15 protein-coding genes, 1 tRNA gene and 1 pseudogene are annotated in these 16,330 nt (G+C 40.2%); 16 read left to right on the forward strand and 1 reads right to left on the reverse strand.

The features are described 5' to 3' along the window. Nucleotides 1–104 (forward strand): IS3 family transposase (locus GEZ85_RS07935; RefSeq protein WP_142358740.1); only part of this gene is annotated, 104 nt, incomplete at its 5' end. Nucleotides 105–135: 31 nt separating this feature from the next. Here the strand turns inward: GEZ85_RS07935 and GEZ85_RS07940 are convergent. Then, nucleotides 136–375, reverse strand: a pseudogene (locus GEZ85_RS07940) (transposase family protein); the annotation flags it as partial. Between the two features lie 211 nt (nt 376–586). On the opposite strand from GEZ85_RS07940, the gene dprA reads away from it, so the two are divergent. From dprA to GEZ85_RS08015, 15 genes are all read left to right on the forward strand, one after another. Continuing rightward, entirely contained in the window at nt 587–1,435 is an 849-nt protein-coding gene (dprA, locus tag GEZ85_RS07945) for a DNA-processing protein DprA (RefSeq protein WP_153209986.1), read from the forward strand. Between the two features lie 269 nt (nt 1,436–1,704). Continuing rightward, nucleotides 1,705–3,792: a type I DNA topoisomerase gene (topA, locus tag GEZ85_RS07950; RefSeq protein WP_261081548.1), complete on the forward strand. Its 2,088-nt coding sequence runs from the start codon at nt 1,705–1,707 to the stop codon at nt 3,790–3,792. A gap of 105 nt (nt 3,793–3,897) precedes the next feature. After that, on the forward strand, nt 3,898–4,257 hold the full coding sequence (locus tag GEZ85_RS07955) for a YbaN family protein (protein ID WP_084926567.1): 360 nt from the start codon (nt 3,898–3,900) through the stop codon (nt 4,255–4,257). A gap of 92 nt (nt 4,258–4,349) precedes the next feature. Then, nucleotides 4,350–4,982, forward strand: a complete 633-nt coding sequence (locus tag GEZ85_RS07960; protein WP_060628161.1) for a copper homeostasis protein CutC — start codon at nt 4,350–4,352, stop codon at nt 4,980–4,982. A 43-nt stretch (nt 4,983–5,025) separates the two neighbouring features. Beyond that, nucleotides 5,026–5,682 (forward strand): MmcQ/YjbR family DNA-binding protein, encoded by a 657-nt coding sequence (locus GEZ85_RS07965; RefSeq protein ID WP_153209988.1) that lies wholly within the window; start codon nt 5,026–5,028, stop codon nt 5,680–5,682. A 315-nt stretch (nt 5,683–5,997) separates the two neighbouring features. Further along, nucleotides 5,998–7,560: a 2-isopropylmalate synthase gene (locus GEZ85_RS07970; protein ID WP_153209989.1), complete on the forward strand. Its 1,563-nt coding sequence runs from the start codon at nt 5,998–6,000 to the stop codon at nt 7,558–7,560. Between the two features lie 13 nt (nt 7,561–7,573). Further along, the gene (leuB, locus tag GEZ85_RS07975; RefSeq protein WP_153209990.1) at nt 7,574–8,611 is read left to right on the forward strand and encodes a 3-isopropylmalate dehydrogenase; all 1,038 of its coding nucleotides are present in this window, start codon (nt 7,574–7,576) and stop codon (nt 8,609–8,611) included. Beyond that, the gene (locus tag GEZ85_RS07980; protein ID WP_153209991.1) at nt 8,608–8,877 is read left to right on the forward strand and encodes a DUF1294 domain-containing protein; all 270 of its coding nucleotides are present in this window, start codon (nt 8,608–8,610) and stop codon (nt 8,875–8,877) included. Before leuB ends, GEZ85_RS07980 begins: the two co-directional genes overlap by 4 nt. 3 nt (nt 8,878–8,880) lie before the next feature. Next, the gene (gene leuC / locus GEZ85_RS07985; RefSeq protein ID WP_153209992.1) at nt 8,881–10,263 is read left to right on the forward strand and encodes a 3-isopropylmalate dehydratase large subunit; all 1,383 of its coding nucleotides are present in this window, start codon (nt 8,881–8,883) and stop codon (nt 10,261–10,263) included. Between the two features lie 9 nt (nt 10,264–10,272). Further along, nucleotides 10,273–10,866 (forward strand): 3-isopropylmalate dehydratase small subunit, encoded by a 594-nt coding sequence (leuD, locus tag GEZ85_RS07990; RefSeq protein ID WP_153209993.1) that lies wholly within the window; start codon nt 10,273–10,275, stop codon nt 10,864–10,866. A 26-nt stretch (nt 10,867–10,892) separates the two neighbouring features. Next, nucleotides 10,893–11,672, forward strand: coding sequence for an L-threonylcarbamoyladenylate synthase (locus tag GEZ85_RS07995; protein ID WP_153209994.1), 780 nt, complete (start codon nt 10,893–10,895; stop codon nt 11,670–11,672). A 156-nt stretch (nt 11,673–11,828) separates the two neighbouring features. Continuing rightward, complete coding sequence (locus GEZ85_RS08000) at nt 11,829–13,562, forward strand: McrB family protein (protein ID WP_153209995.1); 1,734 nt, start codon at nt 11,829–11,831, stop codon at nt 13,560–13,562. After that, nucleotides 13,546–14,865 carry an McrC family protein gene (locus tag GEZ85_RS08005; protein WP_194251543.1) on the forward strand — a complete coding sequence of 440 codons (1,320 nt, stop codon included), beginning with the start codon at nt 13,546–13,548 and terminating at the stop codon, nt 14,863–14,865. The genes GEZ85_RS08000 and GEZ85_RS08005 overlap by 17 nt, the downstream gene beginning before the upstream one ends. 175 nt (nt 14,866–15,040) lie before the next feature. Then, a complete protein-coding gene (locus GEZ85_RS08010; RefSeq protein WP_153209997.1) occupies nt 15,041–16,027 on the forward strand; it encodes a GMP reductase in 987 nt (328 codons plus the stop codon). Nucleotides 16,028–16,092: 65 nt separating this feature from the next. After that, a tRNA-Arg gene (locus GEZ85_RS08015) sits at nt 16,093–16,164 on the forward strand. Nucleotides 16,165–16,330 lie beyond the last annotated feature (166 nt).

Below are 16,330 nucleotides of genomic sequence, written 5' to 3' on the forward strand. Positions count from 1 at the left end.
AACAAGCCATTGTAGACTATATTGATTACTACAACAATAAACGAATTAAGGTAAAACTAAAAGGACTTAGCCCTGTACAATACAGAACTAAATCCTTCGGATAAATTAATTGTCTAACTTTTTGGGGGCAGTACAAAAACGGCGTTTTTTAAGTAGAATTCTAGTAGGCATACCAGTCGTTTCGAGGTAAGGGATCTTAGACGGTTTTTGAAAATCATATTTCTTCATTTGACTTCCGCACTCAGGGCAAGATGGAGCATTGTAGTCCAGTTTGGCGATGATTTCTTTGTGTGTATCCCTATTGATGATATCTATAAATTGGATATTAGGGTCTTTGATATCGAGTAGTTTTGTGATAAAATGTAATTGTTCCATATGAATCTTTCTAATGAGTTGTTTCGTCGCTTTTCATTATAGGTCATATGGGACTTTTTTTCTACACAAAAATAGGCTCCATAATATCTATAGGGGATTTACCCACTACAAATATTATAGAGCCAAATTCCAACATCTGGCTGAAATAGTCGGATGTTTTTTTGATTTTTTACGAATAAATAGATGAGTAGAAAAAGAAATGGAGATATTTATGAAAATCACAAACTATGAAATCTATAAGTTAAAAAAATCAGGTTTGACCAATCAACAGATTTTGAAAGTCCTAGAATACGGTGAAAATGTTGATCAAGAACTGTTGTTAGGCGATATTGCAGATATATCAGGTTGCCGAAATCCAGCTGTTTTTATGGAACGTTATTTTCAGATAGATGATTCGCATTTGGAGAAGGAGTTTCAAAAATTTCCATCTTTCTCTATTTTAGATGACTGTTACCCTTGGGATTTGAGTGAAATATACGACGCGCCTGTACTTTTATTTTACAAGGGAAATCTTGACCTCTTGAAATTTCCTAAGGTAGCGGTCGTGGGCAGTCGTGCTTGTAGCAAACAAGGAGCTAAGTCAGTTGAAAAAGTTATTCAAGGTTTGGAAAATGAACTGGTTATCGTCAGTGGATTAGCCAAGGGGATTGACACAGCAGCCCATATGGCTGCTCTTCAGAACGGCGGAAAAACCATTGCAGTGATTGGAACAGGACTAGATGTGTTTTATCCTAAAGCCAATAAACGCTTGCAAGACTACATCGGCAATGACCATCTGGTTCTTAGTGAATATGGACCTGGCGAACAACCTCTGAAATTTCATTTTCCTGCCCGTAATCGCATCATTGCTGGACTTTGTCGTGGTGTGATTGTAGCAGAGGCTAAGATGCGCTCAGGTAGTCTCATTACCTGTGAGCGAGCAATGGAAGAAGGACGCGATGTTTTTGCTATTCCTGGAAGTATTTTAGATGGATTATCAGACGGTTGCCATCATTTGATTCAAGAAGGTGCAAAATTGGTTACCAGTGGGCAGGATGTTCTTGCGGAATTTGAATTTTAATACTCTTCGAAAATCTCTTCAAACCACGTCAGCATCACCTTGCCGTAGGTATGGTTACTGACTTCGTCAGTCTTATCTGCAACCTCAAAGCAGTGCTTTGAGCAACCTGCGGTTAGTTTCCTAGTTTGCTCTTTGATTTTCATTGAGTATAAGACGAAATTTCGCTTACTAGACAAACTTTTCTTCTATATATAGGAGCTAAGTCTTGACAGTTATGGCAAAATGGTTTACACTTTATAAAGTTTATTACTTTGAAAAGGTGTGATACTGTGGCTACGGCAACAAAAAAGAAAAAATCAACAGTTAAAAAAAATTTAGTAATCGTGGAGTCACCTGCTAAGGCTAAGACGATTGAAAAATATCTTGGCAGAAACTACAAGGTTTTAGCCAGTGTCGGCCATATCCGTGATTTGAAGAAATCCAGTATGTCCGTCGATATTGAAAATAATTATGAACCGCAATATATCAATATCCGAGGAAAAGGTCCTCTTATCAATGACTTGAAAAAAGAAGCCAAAAAAGCTAATAAAGTCTTTCTGGCGAGTGACCCGGACCGTGAAGGAGAAGCGATTTCTTGGCATTTGGCCCATATTCTCAACTTAGATGAAAATGATGCCAACCGTGTGGTTTTCAATGAAATCACCAAGGATGCGGTCAAAAATGCTTTTAAAGAACCTCGTAAGATTGATATGGACTTGGTCGATGCCCAACAGGCACGTCGTGTCCTAGACCGCTTGGTGGGGTATTCGATTTCGCCTATTTTGTGGAAGAAGGTCAAGAAAGGCTTATCAGCAGGGCGCGTTCAGTCTATTGCGCTTAAGTTAATCATTGATCGTGAGAATGAAATCAATGCCTTCCAACCAGAAGAATATTGGACAATTGATGGTGTTTTTAAAAAGGGAACCAAGCAATTTCAAGCTTCCTTCTATGGAGTGGATGGCAAAAAGCTGAAATTGACTAGCAATGATGAGGTCAAGGAAGTCTTGTCTCGTCTGACTAGTAAGGATTTTTCAGTGGATCAGGTAGATAAGAAAGAGCGCAAACGCAATGCTCCTTTACCCTATACCACTTCATCCATGCAGATGGACGCTGCCAATAAAATTAACTTCCGTACTCGAAAGACTATGATGGTTGCCCAACAGCTTTATGAAGGGATTAATATTGGTTCTGGTGTTCAAGGTTTGATTACCTATATGCGTACCGATTCGACTCGTATCAGTCCTGTAGCGCAAAATGAGGCAGCAAGCTTCATTACGGACCGTTTTGGTAGTAAGTATTCTAAGCATGGTAGCAAGGTCAAAAATGCTTCAGGAGCTCAGGATGCCCACGAGGCTATTCGCCCGTCTAGTGTTTTTAATACACCTGAAAGCATCGCTAAGTATCTGGACAAGGATCAGCTTAAGCTTTATACTCTTATCTGGAATCGTTTTGTGGCTAGCCAGATGACAGCTGCTGTCTTTGATACCATGGCTGTTAAATTGTCGCAAAATGGAATTCAATTTGCTGCTAATGGTAGTCAGATTAAGTTTGATGGTTATCTTGCCATTTATAATGATTCTGACAAGAATAAGATGTTACCAGATATGGCTGTTGGAGATGTGGTTAAACAGGTCAATAGCAAACCAGAGCAACATTTCACCCAACCGCCTGCTCGTTATTCTGAAGCGACCCTGATTAAGACTTTGGAGGAAAATGGGGTTGGACGTCCGTCAACCTACGCTCCAACCATTGAAACCATTCAGAAACGTTATTATGTTCGCCTTGTAGCCAAACGTTTTGAACCGACAGAGTTGGGGGAAATTGTTAACAAGCTCATCGTTGAATATTTCCCAGATATCGTAAATGTGACCTTTACAGCTGAAATGGAAGGCAAGCTGGATGATGTCGAAGTCGGAAAAGAGCAGTGGCAACGTGTCATTGATGCCTTTTACAAACCATTCTCCAAAGAAGTCGCCAAGGCTGAAGAAGAAATGGAAAAAATCCAAATCAAGGATGAACTGGCTGGATTTGACTGTGAAGTGTGTGGTAGTCCAATGGTCATTAAACTTGGTCGTTTTGGTAAGTTCTACGCTTGTAGCAATTTCCCAGATTGTCGTCATACCCAAGCAATCGTAAAAGAAATCGGTGTAGAGTGTCCAAGTTGTCATCAGGGACAAATCATTGAACGTAAAACCAAGCGTAATCGCCTCTTCTATGGTTGCAATCGCTATCCAGAATGTGAATTTACCTCTTGGGACAAACCTGTTGGTCGTGACTGTCCAAAATGTGGCAACTTCCTCATGGAGAAAAAAGTCCGTGGTGGTGGCAAGCAGGTCGTTTGTAGTAATAGTGATTACGAAGAAGAAAAGATTAAATAAGAAGAGAGTCCTGAAAGTGAATTTCAGGCTCTTTTTGGTTAGAACTTGACAAAATTCATCATTGTATGCGAAACTAGAAGAAGATTATTTTAACTAGGAGAAGTTATGCGTCTTATCTATCTGATCATTGGTTTTTTATCACTAGCCTTGTCTATTATTGGGGTTGTTTTACCCTTGTTGCCCACAACGCCTTTTCTTTTGCTGTCTATTGCTTGTTTCTCCAGAAGTTCCAAGCGTTTCGAAGATTGGCTTTATCATACCAAGCTCTATCAAGCATATGTAGCTGATTTTCGTGAGACTAAGTCTATTGCGCGTGAACGTAAAAAAAAGATTATTGTCTCTATCTACATCTTGATGGGAATTTCCATTTATTTTGCACCTCTTTTACCAGTCAAAATCGGTCTGGGTGCTTTGACCATCTTTATCACCTATTATCTCTTCAAGGTCATTCCAGACAAAGAATAGTTAAAATAGTAGTTATTTGCCTTGATAAAATTGAAAGCATATCCACAACAATATGATATAATAAATTTAAAGTAATCTTCAAGGAGAATCAAATGATTTACGAATTTTGTGCTGAAAATGTGACCTTGCTTGAAAAAGCGATGCAGGCTGGAGCTCGTCGAATCGAACTTTGTGACAATCTAGCAGTTGGTGGGACAACTCCCAGCTATGGAGTGACTAAGGCAGCGGTTGAACTGGCAGTTAACTACGATACAACCATTATGACCATGATTCGTCCACGTGGTGGTGACTTTGTCTATAATGAACTAGAAATTGCTATTATGCTAGAAGACATTCGGTTGGCTGCTCAGGCTGGAAGTCAAGGAGTTGTATTTGGGGTTTTAACTGCTGATAAAAAGTTGGATAAGCCTAATCTGGAGAAGTTAATTGCGGCATCAAAAGGAATGGAAATTGTCTTCCACATGGCCTTTGATGAATTGAGCGAAGAAGACCAGTTAGAAGCTATTGACTGGCTCAGCCAAGCCGGTGTCACTCGTATCCTAACTCGCGCTGGTGTGTCTGGTGACTCCTTAGAAAAACGTTTTGCTCACTATCACAGAATTTTGGAGCACGCTAAAGGTAAAATTGAAATTCTACCAGGTGGGGGGATTGACCTTGACAACCGTCAAATCTTTATCGACCAACTGGGAGTGACACAACTACATGGTACTAAGGTTGTCTTTTAAAAAATAGAAAGGAACTGCTAGCTTTGGGTAGCAGTTTTCACTTATGTTTGAAATTTTTAAATCCTATCAATTGAATCAAGAAAAGGCTCGTGCCTATGGTTTGGTAGAAAATGGTGGAGTCTGGACCTATGGTTGCCAGATTTTGCAAGGTGACTTTGTCATGACTGTGTCCATCACTGCTGATAATGTGAGTTTTCAGGTCTTTGACCAGGAGACTGGTGACCTCTATCCTCAAGTCCATATGGAAAGTTTTAAAGGAAGTTTTGTTGCAAGTGTCCGTGAGGCTTGTTTGGAGATTCTTTACCAGATTCGGAAGGCTTGTTTTGAGGTACAGGATTTTATCTGTCCTCAGACTAAGCGTATCATGGTTCAGGTTCAGGAAAAGTATGGAAATCAGTTGGAGTATTTGTGGGAGAAATCGCCTGATACAGCAGTGTTAAGACACGAAGTCAATAAAAAGTGGTATGCCGTCTTGATGAAAATCTCTTGGGAGAAGCTGGAAAAGGGCAGAGAAGGACAAGTGGAAGCAGTCAACCTCAAGCATGACCAAGTAGCTGATTTGCTTTCACACAAGGGCATTTATCCAGCTTTTCATATGAATAAACGTTACTGGATTAGTGTGGCGCTTGATGATACTTTATCAGATGAAGAAGTACTGGAATTTATAGAAAGAAGCTGGAATTTAACCACTAAAAAATGAAACATTTCAAGATTTTTCAAGAACTTTCAATTAGCAAAATATTCTCTACTGAAGAAATTTTCAGAAAATATTGGATTTTTTCTTGACAAGTACTTTTGCCTATGCTAAAATACTAAACAAGATATCAAACGAAGGAGAAAGTCAAACATGAAAACAGCTAAGTTTAATCAATTCGCTTTGTTGTTGAGGTACTCGGGCTAGTGCAAAAAGCATTAGTCCTGTTTGGCTTACCAAGCGGGAGTGAATCAACATCTCGCTTGGATTTCTAAGCGAGATGTTTTTTTAAAAACCACATTTGGAAAAGGGGAAATCTTTATGAGAACAGTTGAATTTCTAGATACCAGCCTTCGGGATGGAGAACAGACACCTGGTGTTAACTTTTCAATCAAGGAAAAACTTGCCATTGCAAGGCAGCTGGAGAAATGGGGTATTTCAGCCATAGAAGCTGGTTTTCCAGCGGCTAGTCCAGACTCATTTACGGCAGTTCAGGAGATTGCTAAGGTCTTAAAGAAAACAGCGATAACTGGTTTGGCACGCTCTGTCAAGTCTGATATTGATGCTTGTTATGAAGCCCTCAAGGATGCCAAATATCCACAGGTTCACGTCTTTATCGCTACCAGTCCGATACACCGAAAGTATAAGCTCAATAAGAGTAAGGAAGAGATTTTAGAAGCTATTAAGGATCATGTTTCATATGCCCGTTCTAAGTTTGAAGTGGTTGAATTCTCTCCAGAGGATGCGACTAGAACAGAGTTGGAATTCCTCCTGCAAGTTGTTCAAACAGCGGTTGATGCAGGTGCATCTTATATCAATATCCCTGATACGGTAGGATTTACCACACCAGAGGAATACGGTGCTATCTTCAAACACTTGATTGAGAATGTCAAGACAGATCGTCAGATTGTCTATTCGCCTCACTGCCACGATGACCTTGGAATGGCAGTGGCAAATAGCCTTGCTGCTGTCAAGAATGGGGCAGGACGTGTCGAAGGGACTATCAACGGTATTGGTGAGCGAGCTGGCAATGCTGCCTTGGAAGAAATAGCAGTTGCTCTCAATATTCGCCAAGATTACTATCAAGCAGAAACTAGTATTGTTTTAAATGAAACCATCAATACGTCAGAAATGGTTTCTCGCTTCTCTGGTATTCCAGTTCCTAAAAACAAGGCTGTAGTTGGTGGCAATGCCTTCTCTCACGAATCTGGTATTCACCAAGACGGAGTCCTTAAAAATCCTCTTACTTATGAGATCATCACCCCTGAATTGGTCGGTGTCAAGAGTAACAGCCTCCCACTTGGAAAATTGTCAGGTCGCCATGCCTTTGTCGAGAAACTAAGAGAATTGGCCCTAGACTTTACAGAAGAGGACATCAAACCACTCTTCGCTAAGTTCAAGGCACTGGCAGATAAGAAACAAGAAATCACAGATGCAGATATTCGAGCTCTGGTAGCTGGAACCATGGTTGAAAATCCAGAAGGCTTCCACTTTGATGATTTACAACTTCAAACTCATGCGGATAATGATATCGAAGCTCTCGTTAGCCTAGCTAATATGGATTGTGAGAAAGTTGAGTTCAATGCGACAGGGCAAGGTTCCGTTGAAGCAATCTTTAACGCTATCGATAAGTTCTTTAACCAATCCGTCCGCTTGGTGTCTTACACTATTGACGCGGTGACAGATGGAATTGATGCCCAAGCTCGGGTCTTGGTAACTGTTGAAAATAGAGATACAGAAACCATCTTTAATGCAGCAGGGCTTGATTTCGATGTGTTGAAGGCTTCGGCTATTGCCTACATCAATGCCAATACCTTTGTTCAAAAAGAGAATGCAGGTGAGATGGGACGTAGCGTTTCCTATCGCGATATGCCTAGTGTGTAAAGGAGAGAATGCTATGACAAAAAAAATAGTAGCTCTAGCAGGGGACGGAATTGGCCCAGAAATCATGGAGGCCGGTTTAGATGTTCTGGAAGCTCTAGCTGAAAAAACAGGTTTTGACTATGAGATTGATAGACGACCCTTTGGCGGTGCAGGTATTGATGCTGAAGGTCATCCCTTACCTGATGAAACCCTCAAGGCAAGTAGGGAAGCAGATGCTATTCTCCTAGCGGCTATCGGTAGTCCTCAGTATGATGGAGCAGCGGTTCGGCCTGAACAAGGCTTGCTGGCTCTCCGTAAGGAACTCAATCTCTACGCTAATATTCGCCCTGTAAAAATCTTTGACAGTCTCAAGCATTTGTCACCACTCAAACCGGAACGAATTGCTGGTGTAGACTTTGTCGTGGTGCGTGAGTTGACAGGCGGGATTTACTTTGGAGATCATATCCTTAAAGAGCGCAAAGCGCGTGATATCAACGACTATAGCTATGAGGAAGTGGAGCTGATTATTCGCAAAGCCTTTGAAATCGCAAGAAGTCGGAGAAAAATCGTTACTAGTATCGATAAGCAAAATGTTCTAGCGACCTCAAAACTCTGGCGGAAAGTAGCTGAGGAAGTCGCGCAGGATTTCCCAGATGTAACCTTGGAGCACCAGCTAGTCGACTCAGCTGCCATGCTTATGATTACCAATCCTGCTAAGTTTGATGTCATCGTGACGGAGAATCTTTTCGGAGATATTCTATCTGATGAATCAAGCGTTCTATCTGGAACACTTGGAGTTATGCCATCAGCCAGTCATTCTGAAAATGGACCAAGTCTCTATGAACCTATTCACGGTTCAGCACCTGATATTGCTGGTCAAGGAATTGCCAATCCTATTTCCATGATTTTGTCAGTTGCCATGATGTTGGGAGATAGCTTTGGTTGTTATGAGGATGCAGAGCGTATCGAGCGTGCTGTTGAGGCAAGTTTGGCAGCTGGTGTTTTAACAAGAGATATAGGTGGACAGGCTTCGACCAAGGAAATGACAGAAGCTATTATTGCAAGGTTATGAAGTTAGACGAAAAAATTACTCTAGTCCTTTTGATTTGGAATGTCATGGTTTTCGTGATTTATGGCGTTGACAAATCCAAGGCAAGGAGAAGAGCTTGGCGCATCCCTGAGAAAATCTTACTTATTTTAGCATTTACTTGTGGTGGTTTTGGTGCCTGGTTAGCAGGAATCATTTTTCACCACAAGACTAGAAAATGGTACTTTAAAACAGTTTGGTTTCTTGGGATGGTGACTACACTAGTAGCCTTATATGTTATTTGGAGGTAATGGATGGCAGGAAAATCGATTTTTGATAAATTATGGGACCGCCATGTCATCACAGGTGAAGAGGGGCAGCCCCAACTCATGTATGTGGACCAGCACTATATTCACGAAGTGACCAGTCCACAGGCTTTTCAAGGATTGCGAGACGCAGGTCGCAGATTGAGACGACCAGATTTGACATTTGGAACCTTTGACCACAATGTCCCGACGGTCAATATCTACGATATTCGAGATGTCATTTCCAAGGCTCAAATTGATAAGCTGGCTGAAAATGTTGAGGAGTTTGGGATTGAACATGCGGCCCATGGTTCTGAAAAACAAGGAATTGTTCACATGGTTGGTCCAGAAACAGGACGGACCCAACCGGGGAAATTCATTGTCTGTGGAGACAGCCATACGGCAACTCACGGAGCTTTCGGAGCGATCGCCTTTGGAATTGGGACTAGTGAGGTTGAGCATGTCTTCGCTACCCAGACCCTCTGGCAGGTCAAACCCAAGAAAATGCTGGTAGAATTCACTGGAGTTCCTCAAAAAGGAGTTTATTCCAAGGATTTCATTTTAGCCCTGATTGCCAAGTACGGCGTTGCTTGCGGCGTTGGATATGTGGTGGAATATCGGGGACAAGCGATTGATGCACTGAGCATGGAAGAGCGAATGACCATCTGCAATATGTCCATCGAGTTTGGTTCTAAGATGGGAATCATGAATCCGGACCAAACCACCTATGATTATCTCAAGGGACGAGAATGTGTTCCAGAGGACTTTGAAGAGGCTGTGGCGGATTGGAAAACAATTGTCAGTGATGATGATGCCGTTTATGATAAGGTTATCCAGATGGATGTCTCAGACTTGGCTCCCATGGTGACCTGGGGAACCAATCCTGCTATGGGAGTTGACTTTGACAGTAGCTTCCCAGAAATTAAGGATATGAATGATGAACGAGCCTACAATTATATGGATTTGGAACCAGGTCAAAAGCCAGCAGATATTGAACTAGGTTATATCTTTATCGGCTCTTGTACAAATGCTCGTCTCAGCGACTTGCAACTGGCTGCGCGATTTGTTAAAGGGAAGAAGATTGCTCCTAACTTAACGGCTATCGTAGTCCCAGGTTCTCGTCCTGTCAAACGAGCTGCTGAGAAGTTGGGCTTGGACAAGGTCTTTCTAGATGCTGGTTTTGAGTGGAGAGACCCAGGTTGCTCTATGTGCCTAGGGATGAATCCTGACAAGGTTCCAGATGGCGTTCACTGCGCCTCAACCAGCAATCGCAACTTTGAAGACAGACAGGGATTTGGTGCTAAGACCCACCTCTGCAGTCCAGCCATGGCAGCTGCAGCAGCTATCGCAGGGCGCTTCGTAGATGTTCGGCAAATGCCAGAAGCCCAGTAAGGAGAGGATATGGAGAAATTTACAGTTTATACGGGAACGACCGTTCCTCTCATGAATGATAACATCGACACTGACCAAATCCTACCCAAGCAGTTTCTCAAGTTGATTGATAAAAAAGGCTTTGGTAAATACCTCATGTATGCTTGGAGATATTTGGACGATAAGTATACTGAGGATCCAGACTTTGTCTTTAACCGACCTGAATATCGTAAAGCCAGTATTCTTATCTCAGGGGATAACTTTGGGGCAGGTTCTTCGAGGGAACATGCAGCTTGGGCCTTAGCAGACTATGGTTTTAAGGTCGTGATTGCGGGGTCTTTCGGTGATATTCATTACAATAATGAACTCAATAATGGCATGTTGCCCATTGTTCAGCCCAGAGAGGTTCGAGAGAAACTAGCCCAGCTAAAACCAACCGATCAGGTAACTGTGGATTTGGAACAACAAAAAATCATCTCACCAGTTGGAGAATTCACTTTTAAAATCGATAGTGAGTGGAAACACAAACTCTTAAATGGTTTGGATGATATCGGTATTACCTTGCAGTATGAAGATTTGATTGCTGCTTATGAAAAACAACGACCAGCCTACTGGCAGGATTAGAAAAAAATAGAAAAGGAAATAAAACTATGACAAAACACATTCAATGGAACGGAACACTTTCACAAGAAGGCTATGACATTTTAAAAGGTGAGGGAGGGTGCATTGTTTGCCCTACAAAAGTCGGTTATATCATCATGACTAGCGATAAGTCAGGACTTGAACGCAAGTTTGAAGCCAAAGAGCGTAACCGTAACAAACCAGGTGTTGTTCTCTGTGGTAGCATGGATGAGCTTCGCGCTTTAGCACAACTCAACCCAGAAATTGAAGCCTTCTACCAAAAACATTGGGACGAAGATATTCTTCTTGGTTGTATCCTTCCTTGGAAACCAGAAGCCTTTGAAAAACTGAAGGCATACGGTGATGGTCGTGAAGAACTGATGACTGACGTGCGTGGAACGAGCTGTTTTGTTATCAAATTCGGGAAAGCTGGTGAACAATTAGCTGCCAAACTTTGGGAAGAAGGCAAGATGGTTTACGCTTCATCTGCAAACCCATCTGGAAAAGGAAACCGTGGTAAGGTAGAAGGTATCGGAGAACGCATCGAAGGAGCAGTTGACCTTGTTATCGAGGCAGACGACTATGTGGCATCTATCCAGCCTGACAAAACGATTGAAACACGCTATGAGCAAGGTGTGATGGTCTCTATGGTCGATAAAGACGGCAAACTCATCCCGGAACAAGGAGGAGCACGTTCAACTTCACCAGCTCCAGTTGTGATTCGCAAAGGGCTTGACATTGATAAGATTATGATGCACCTGTCAGACACCTTTAACTCATGGGACTACCGTCAGGGAGAGTATTATTAAGATAAAAAAGAAGTCTAGTGTTAAGAGGGAATACCCTACTCTACATTAGGCTTTTTCTTTAGAAATTCTTTTATTTTTTTTATAGATATGATATGCTATAGATGAACTATATATTAATAGAACTTGCTTATAAAAGTAAATTAAAGGAGTATTCAAATGAACAGTGAACAAAATAACTATTTTTTTGTTGGTACAAAATTTGGTGATGATGATTATCTTGAATATTTTAGGAAAGAAGGAAAGTGGGAATTAGGATGGCATAACAACGAGGAAAATAAACAGTATCAAAAAATGTTAAAGTTGTTTAATAAAATTAAACCAGGTGACGTTTTATTCGCTAAAACCACATATGTCAAAAAGAAGAATTTACCTTTTGTAAAGAAAGATGATTTAAAGGTTTCTGTGATGAACATTCGTGGAATGGCGACTGTTAAAGAGGTTTTAGACGATGGGCATACCATTATTGTTGATTGGAAAAAAGAGTATATAGAGAGGGAGTGGTTTTTCTTTACGGGGCAAGAAACAATATGGTTTCCATCAGATATTAAGTACCGAACTAAAGAGACTGATCAGTTAATAAAATTTGCTGCAAGTGATGAAATCATAATTCAAGACTATGACTATTTTTTGAATCATCCTAATTGGAAAAAGTATAAAAAATTAGAAAGTGAAACTATGTTAAGGAATGATTTTTTATTTAATTATAGTGGTATATTAAAAAAATCCAAAAACCTCATCCTCCGTGGTGCACCTGGTACAGGAAAAACTTATCTTGCTAAAGAAATTGCTATGGAGTTAACGGGTGGCAACGAAGAGCAAATCGGATTTGTACAATTTCACCCATCCTATGATTATACGGATTTTGTGGAGGGTTTAAGACCAGTATCAAATGGGGATGGAGCTATTGAGTTTAAATTACAAGATGGTATTTTTAAGCAATTTTGTCAGAGAGCGAAAGAAGCTCAGAAAACTGGAGGCCAAGATAATTTTGAGGAAGCGTGGGATCTTTATCTTGAATATGTAAATAGCAGAGATGAAAAAGAATATTTGACAGAATTTTCCTATCTCACAGTAAATAGTAGAAATAATTTTAATATCAATTATGAAACTAAGTCCCAAGGAACTTGCTTAACAAAATCTTATGTTTATGAACTCTATAAAGATGAAAAATATCTGAAACAGCCCTATTATCGTAACCAAGGAAAAAAAGTCCTTGAAATTTTAAAGAAAAGATTTGGTTTGAAAGACTATATCTCTCCAACAGAGATCAACACAGACAAGAATTTTGTCTTCATCATCGATGAAATCAATCGTGGTGAGATTTCTAAGATTTTTGGTGAACTCTTTTTCTCTATTGACCCTGGCTATCGTGGTGAAAAGGGATGTGTTTCTACTCAGTATGCTAATTTACATGAGACTGATGAGAAATTTTATATCCCTGAGAATGTCTACATCATCGGAACTATGAATGATATTGACCGTTCAGTAGATACCTTTGATTTTGCTATGCGTCGTCGTTTCCGTTTTGTTGAAGTTACTGCTGAAAGCCAGTTATACATTCTAGATAACGAACTAGATGGACATGAGGAAGAAGCGAAAAAACGTTTAAGAAACTTGAACGCTGCTATTGAAAACGTTCAGGAGTTAAACAGTCATTATCATATCGGACCAAGTTATTTCCGTAATTTAAAAGAGTTGGATTATGATTATGAATTACTTTGGTCTGATTACCTCAAACCGCTTTTGGAAGATTACTTACGAGGTTCTTATGAAGAGGCTGAAACTTTGGGTACATTGAAAAAAGCATTTGATCTGACAAAGAATGAGCAAAAAAATCAGGCAGTAGCTGATGACCATGAAGGCGATGAAGACGATGATGCGGATAACTGATAATCAGCATAGAATTGCTAAGGAAGACTTTGTCGCAGAATATCCCAAACTAAGTCAAGCACTTCTTGATAGAACACTGGATAACCTTTCTAAAGAGGACAATATCTTTATTTTTCCAAATGATTTGAAGAATTCTCCTGACTTAGAGAAAGACCAAAAAATCTTTGAAACAGTTAATCAGGAAATCAAGACTGGAAATGTGATTGGTTTTCTGGGGTGTGGTCAGGAAAGATTAACGATTTCCTCTCGCTTTTCTGATGAGAGTAATGACCATTTTTTGCATTATCTCTTACACAAGGTTCTTCATATCAATCTCACTAGTTTAGATGTTGCTTTGTCTCGTGAAGAGAGGCTTTATCAACTTTTGATGTATCTCTTCCCCAAGTATCTACAAGCTGCTATTCGAAAAGGTCTTTATAAGGAATACCATCGATTTTCTCATAATGACAGTCATGTTAAGGGAGTGATTGATGTAAGAAACCATCTCAAGAAAAACCTTCCTTTCACGGGAAATATTGCCTACACAACGAGAGAGTTCACCTATGATAATCCTCTCATGCAGTTGGTCCGTCACACTATTGAATACATTAAGAACCAGAAAAGCATTGGGCAAGGGGTTCTTGATAATCTCTTGACTAGTCGTGAAAATGTAGCAGAAATCGTGCGGGTAACTCCTTCTTATAAACTAGCTGATCGTGCTAAGATTATTCGGAGAAATCAATCTAAACCTATACGTCATGCATACTTTCACGAGTACAGAAAGTTACAAGAACTTTGTCTGATGATTCTAAACCAAGAAAAGCACGGTTTAGGGTATCAAGATCAAAAAATCCATGGTATTCTTTTTGATGTTGCCTGGCTTTGGGAAGAGTATGTCCATACCTTATTGCCAAAAGATTTCATCCATCCACGAAATAAAGAAAAACTAGGTGGTATTTCAGTATTTTCTAGTCAAGAAAGAAAAGTATATCCAGATTTTTATCAAGAAGAGCTTAAAATAGTATTAGATGCTAAGTATAAAAAACTGGAATTGACTGAAAAAGGAATCAACCGTGAGGACTTATTCCAGCTGATTTCCTATTCTTATATTTTAAAAGCTGAGAAGGCTGGTCTTGTTTTTCCGAGCAAGGACAAGATTGTTGATAATGAGATAGGAAAGCTAGCAGGTTATGGAGCTTTGTTGAAGAAATGGTCTATCCAAATTCCTCAGAAGTCTTCATATTATAGTGAATTTTGTGAAATGATGGAAAACTCAGAAGAAATTTTTAAAAGGAATATTGCTAACGAAGTGGGGAGAAAATAATCTCTCCTCTTTCTTTTGTTTTTTTATATACAAAAAATCCGAACAATATATTTTAATTTATAAAATTATTTGACAAAAACTGTACTTTAGTTTATAATGAATTAAGGAAACGTCGGAAAAGGCGTAGTGATGCGAGAGCATAGGTAGGTCATTACAAAAGAAACGAGACATCGATATGTTAAATGAATTTCCAATTTTTGATTACGAAGATATTCAATTGATTCCAAATAAATGTGTGATTAAAAGCCGTGCAGAAGCGGATACAAGTGTCACTCTAGGTAATCACACCTTCAAACTACCTGTTGTGCCAGCTAATATGCAGACGATTTTGGATGAAAATGTAGCAGAGCAACTAGCTAAAGGGGGCTACTTCTACATTATGCACCGTTTTGATGAAGTTGGACGCATTCCTTTTATTAAACGCATGCACGATCAAGGGCTCATTGCTTCTATCTCTGTCGGCGTTAAGGACTATGAGTATGATTTTGTTAGCCAGCTCAAGGCTGATGCTCCAGAATATATCACGATTGACATTGCTCATGGTCATGCAGATAGCGTAATTTCTATGATTCAATACATCAAGAAAGAATTGCCAGATACTTTTGTCATTGCTGGAAATGTGGGAACACCAGAAGCTGTGCGTGAATTGGAAAATGCGGGTGCGGATGCCACTAAGGTCGGAATCGGTCCTGGTAAGGTTTGTATCACCAAGGTTAAGACTGGTTTTGGTACAGGTGGTTGGCAGTTGGCTGCTCTACGCTGGTGTGCCAAGGCTGCACGTAAACCGATTATCGCTGATGGAGGGATTCGTACTCACGGCGATATTGCCAAGTCTATCCGTTTTGGCGCTAGTATGGTCATGATTGGTTCCCTTTTTGCAGGACACATCGAAAGCCCAGGAAAGACAATCGAAGTTGATGGAGAACAGTTCAAAGAATACTATGGTTCAGCTTCACAATACCAAAAAGGTGCTTACAAAAATGTGGAAGGCAAACGTATCTTGCTTCCTGCTAAAGGGCACTTGCAAGATACTTTAACTGAGATGGAACAAGACCTTCAAAGTGCTATTTCGTATGCGGGTGGACGTCAGGTTGCTGACCTTAAACATGTTGATTATGTGATCGTGAAAAACTCTATCTGGAATGGGGATGCTTCCCACTAAGACGGGCTATCTCACTAGAAAAAACTTGTTATTAGAGCAAATTTCTGTTATAATAAAACAAGTTTCCACCCTTAGTGTAATGGATATCACGTAAGATTCCGGTTCTTGAGATGGGGGTTCGATTCCCTCAGGGTGGATGTAAACATCCTAAAAAGCCTTTAATAGGGCTTTTTTCTGGCTCTGTGTCAACTGTAGTGGGTTGAAGAAAAGTTAAGATCGAGAAAGGACACATTTCGTCCTTTCTTTTTTGATGTTCAGAGCAATAAAAATCCGTTTTTTGAAGTTTTCAAAGTTTCGAAATCC

It is taken from the genome of Streptococcus mitis, assembly GCF_009496205.1.
Classification (GTDB): Bacteria; Bacillota; Bacilli; order Lactobacillales; family Streptococcaceae; genus Streptococcus; species Streptococcus mitis_BN.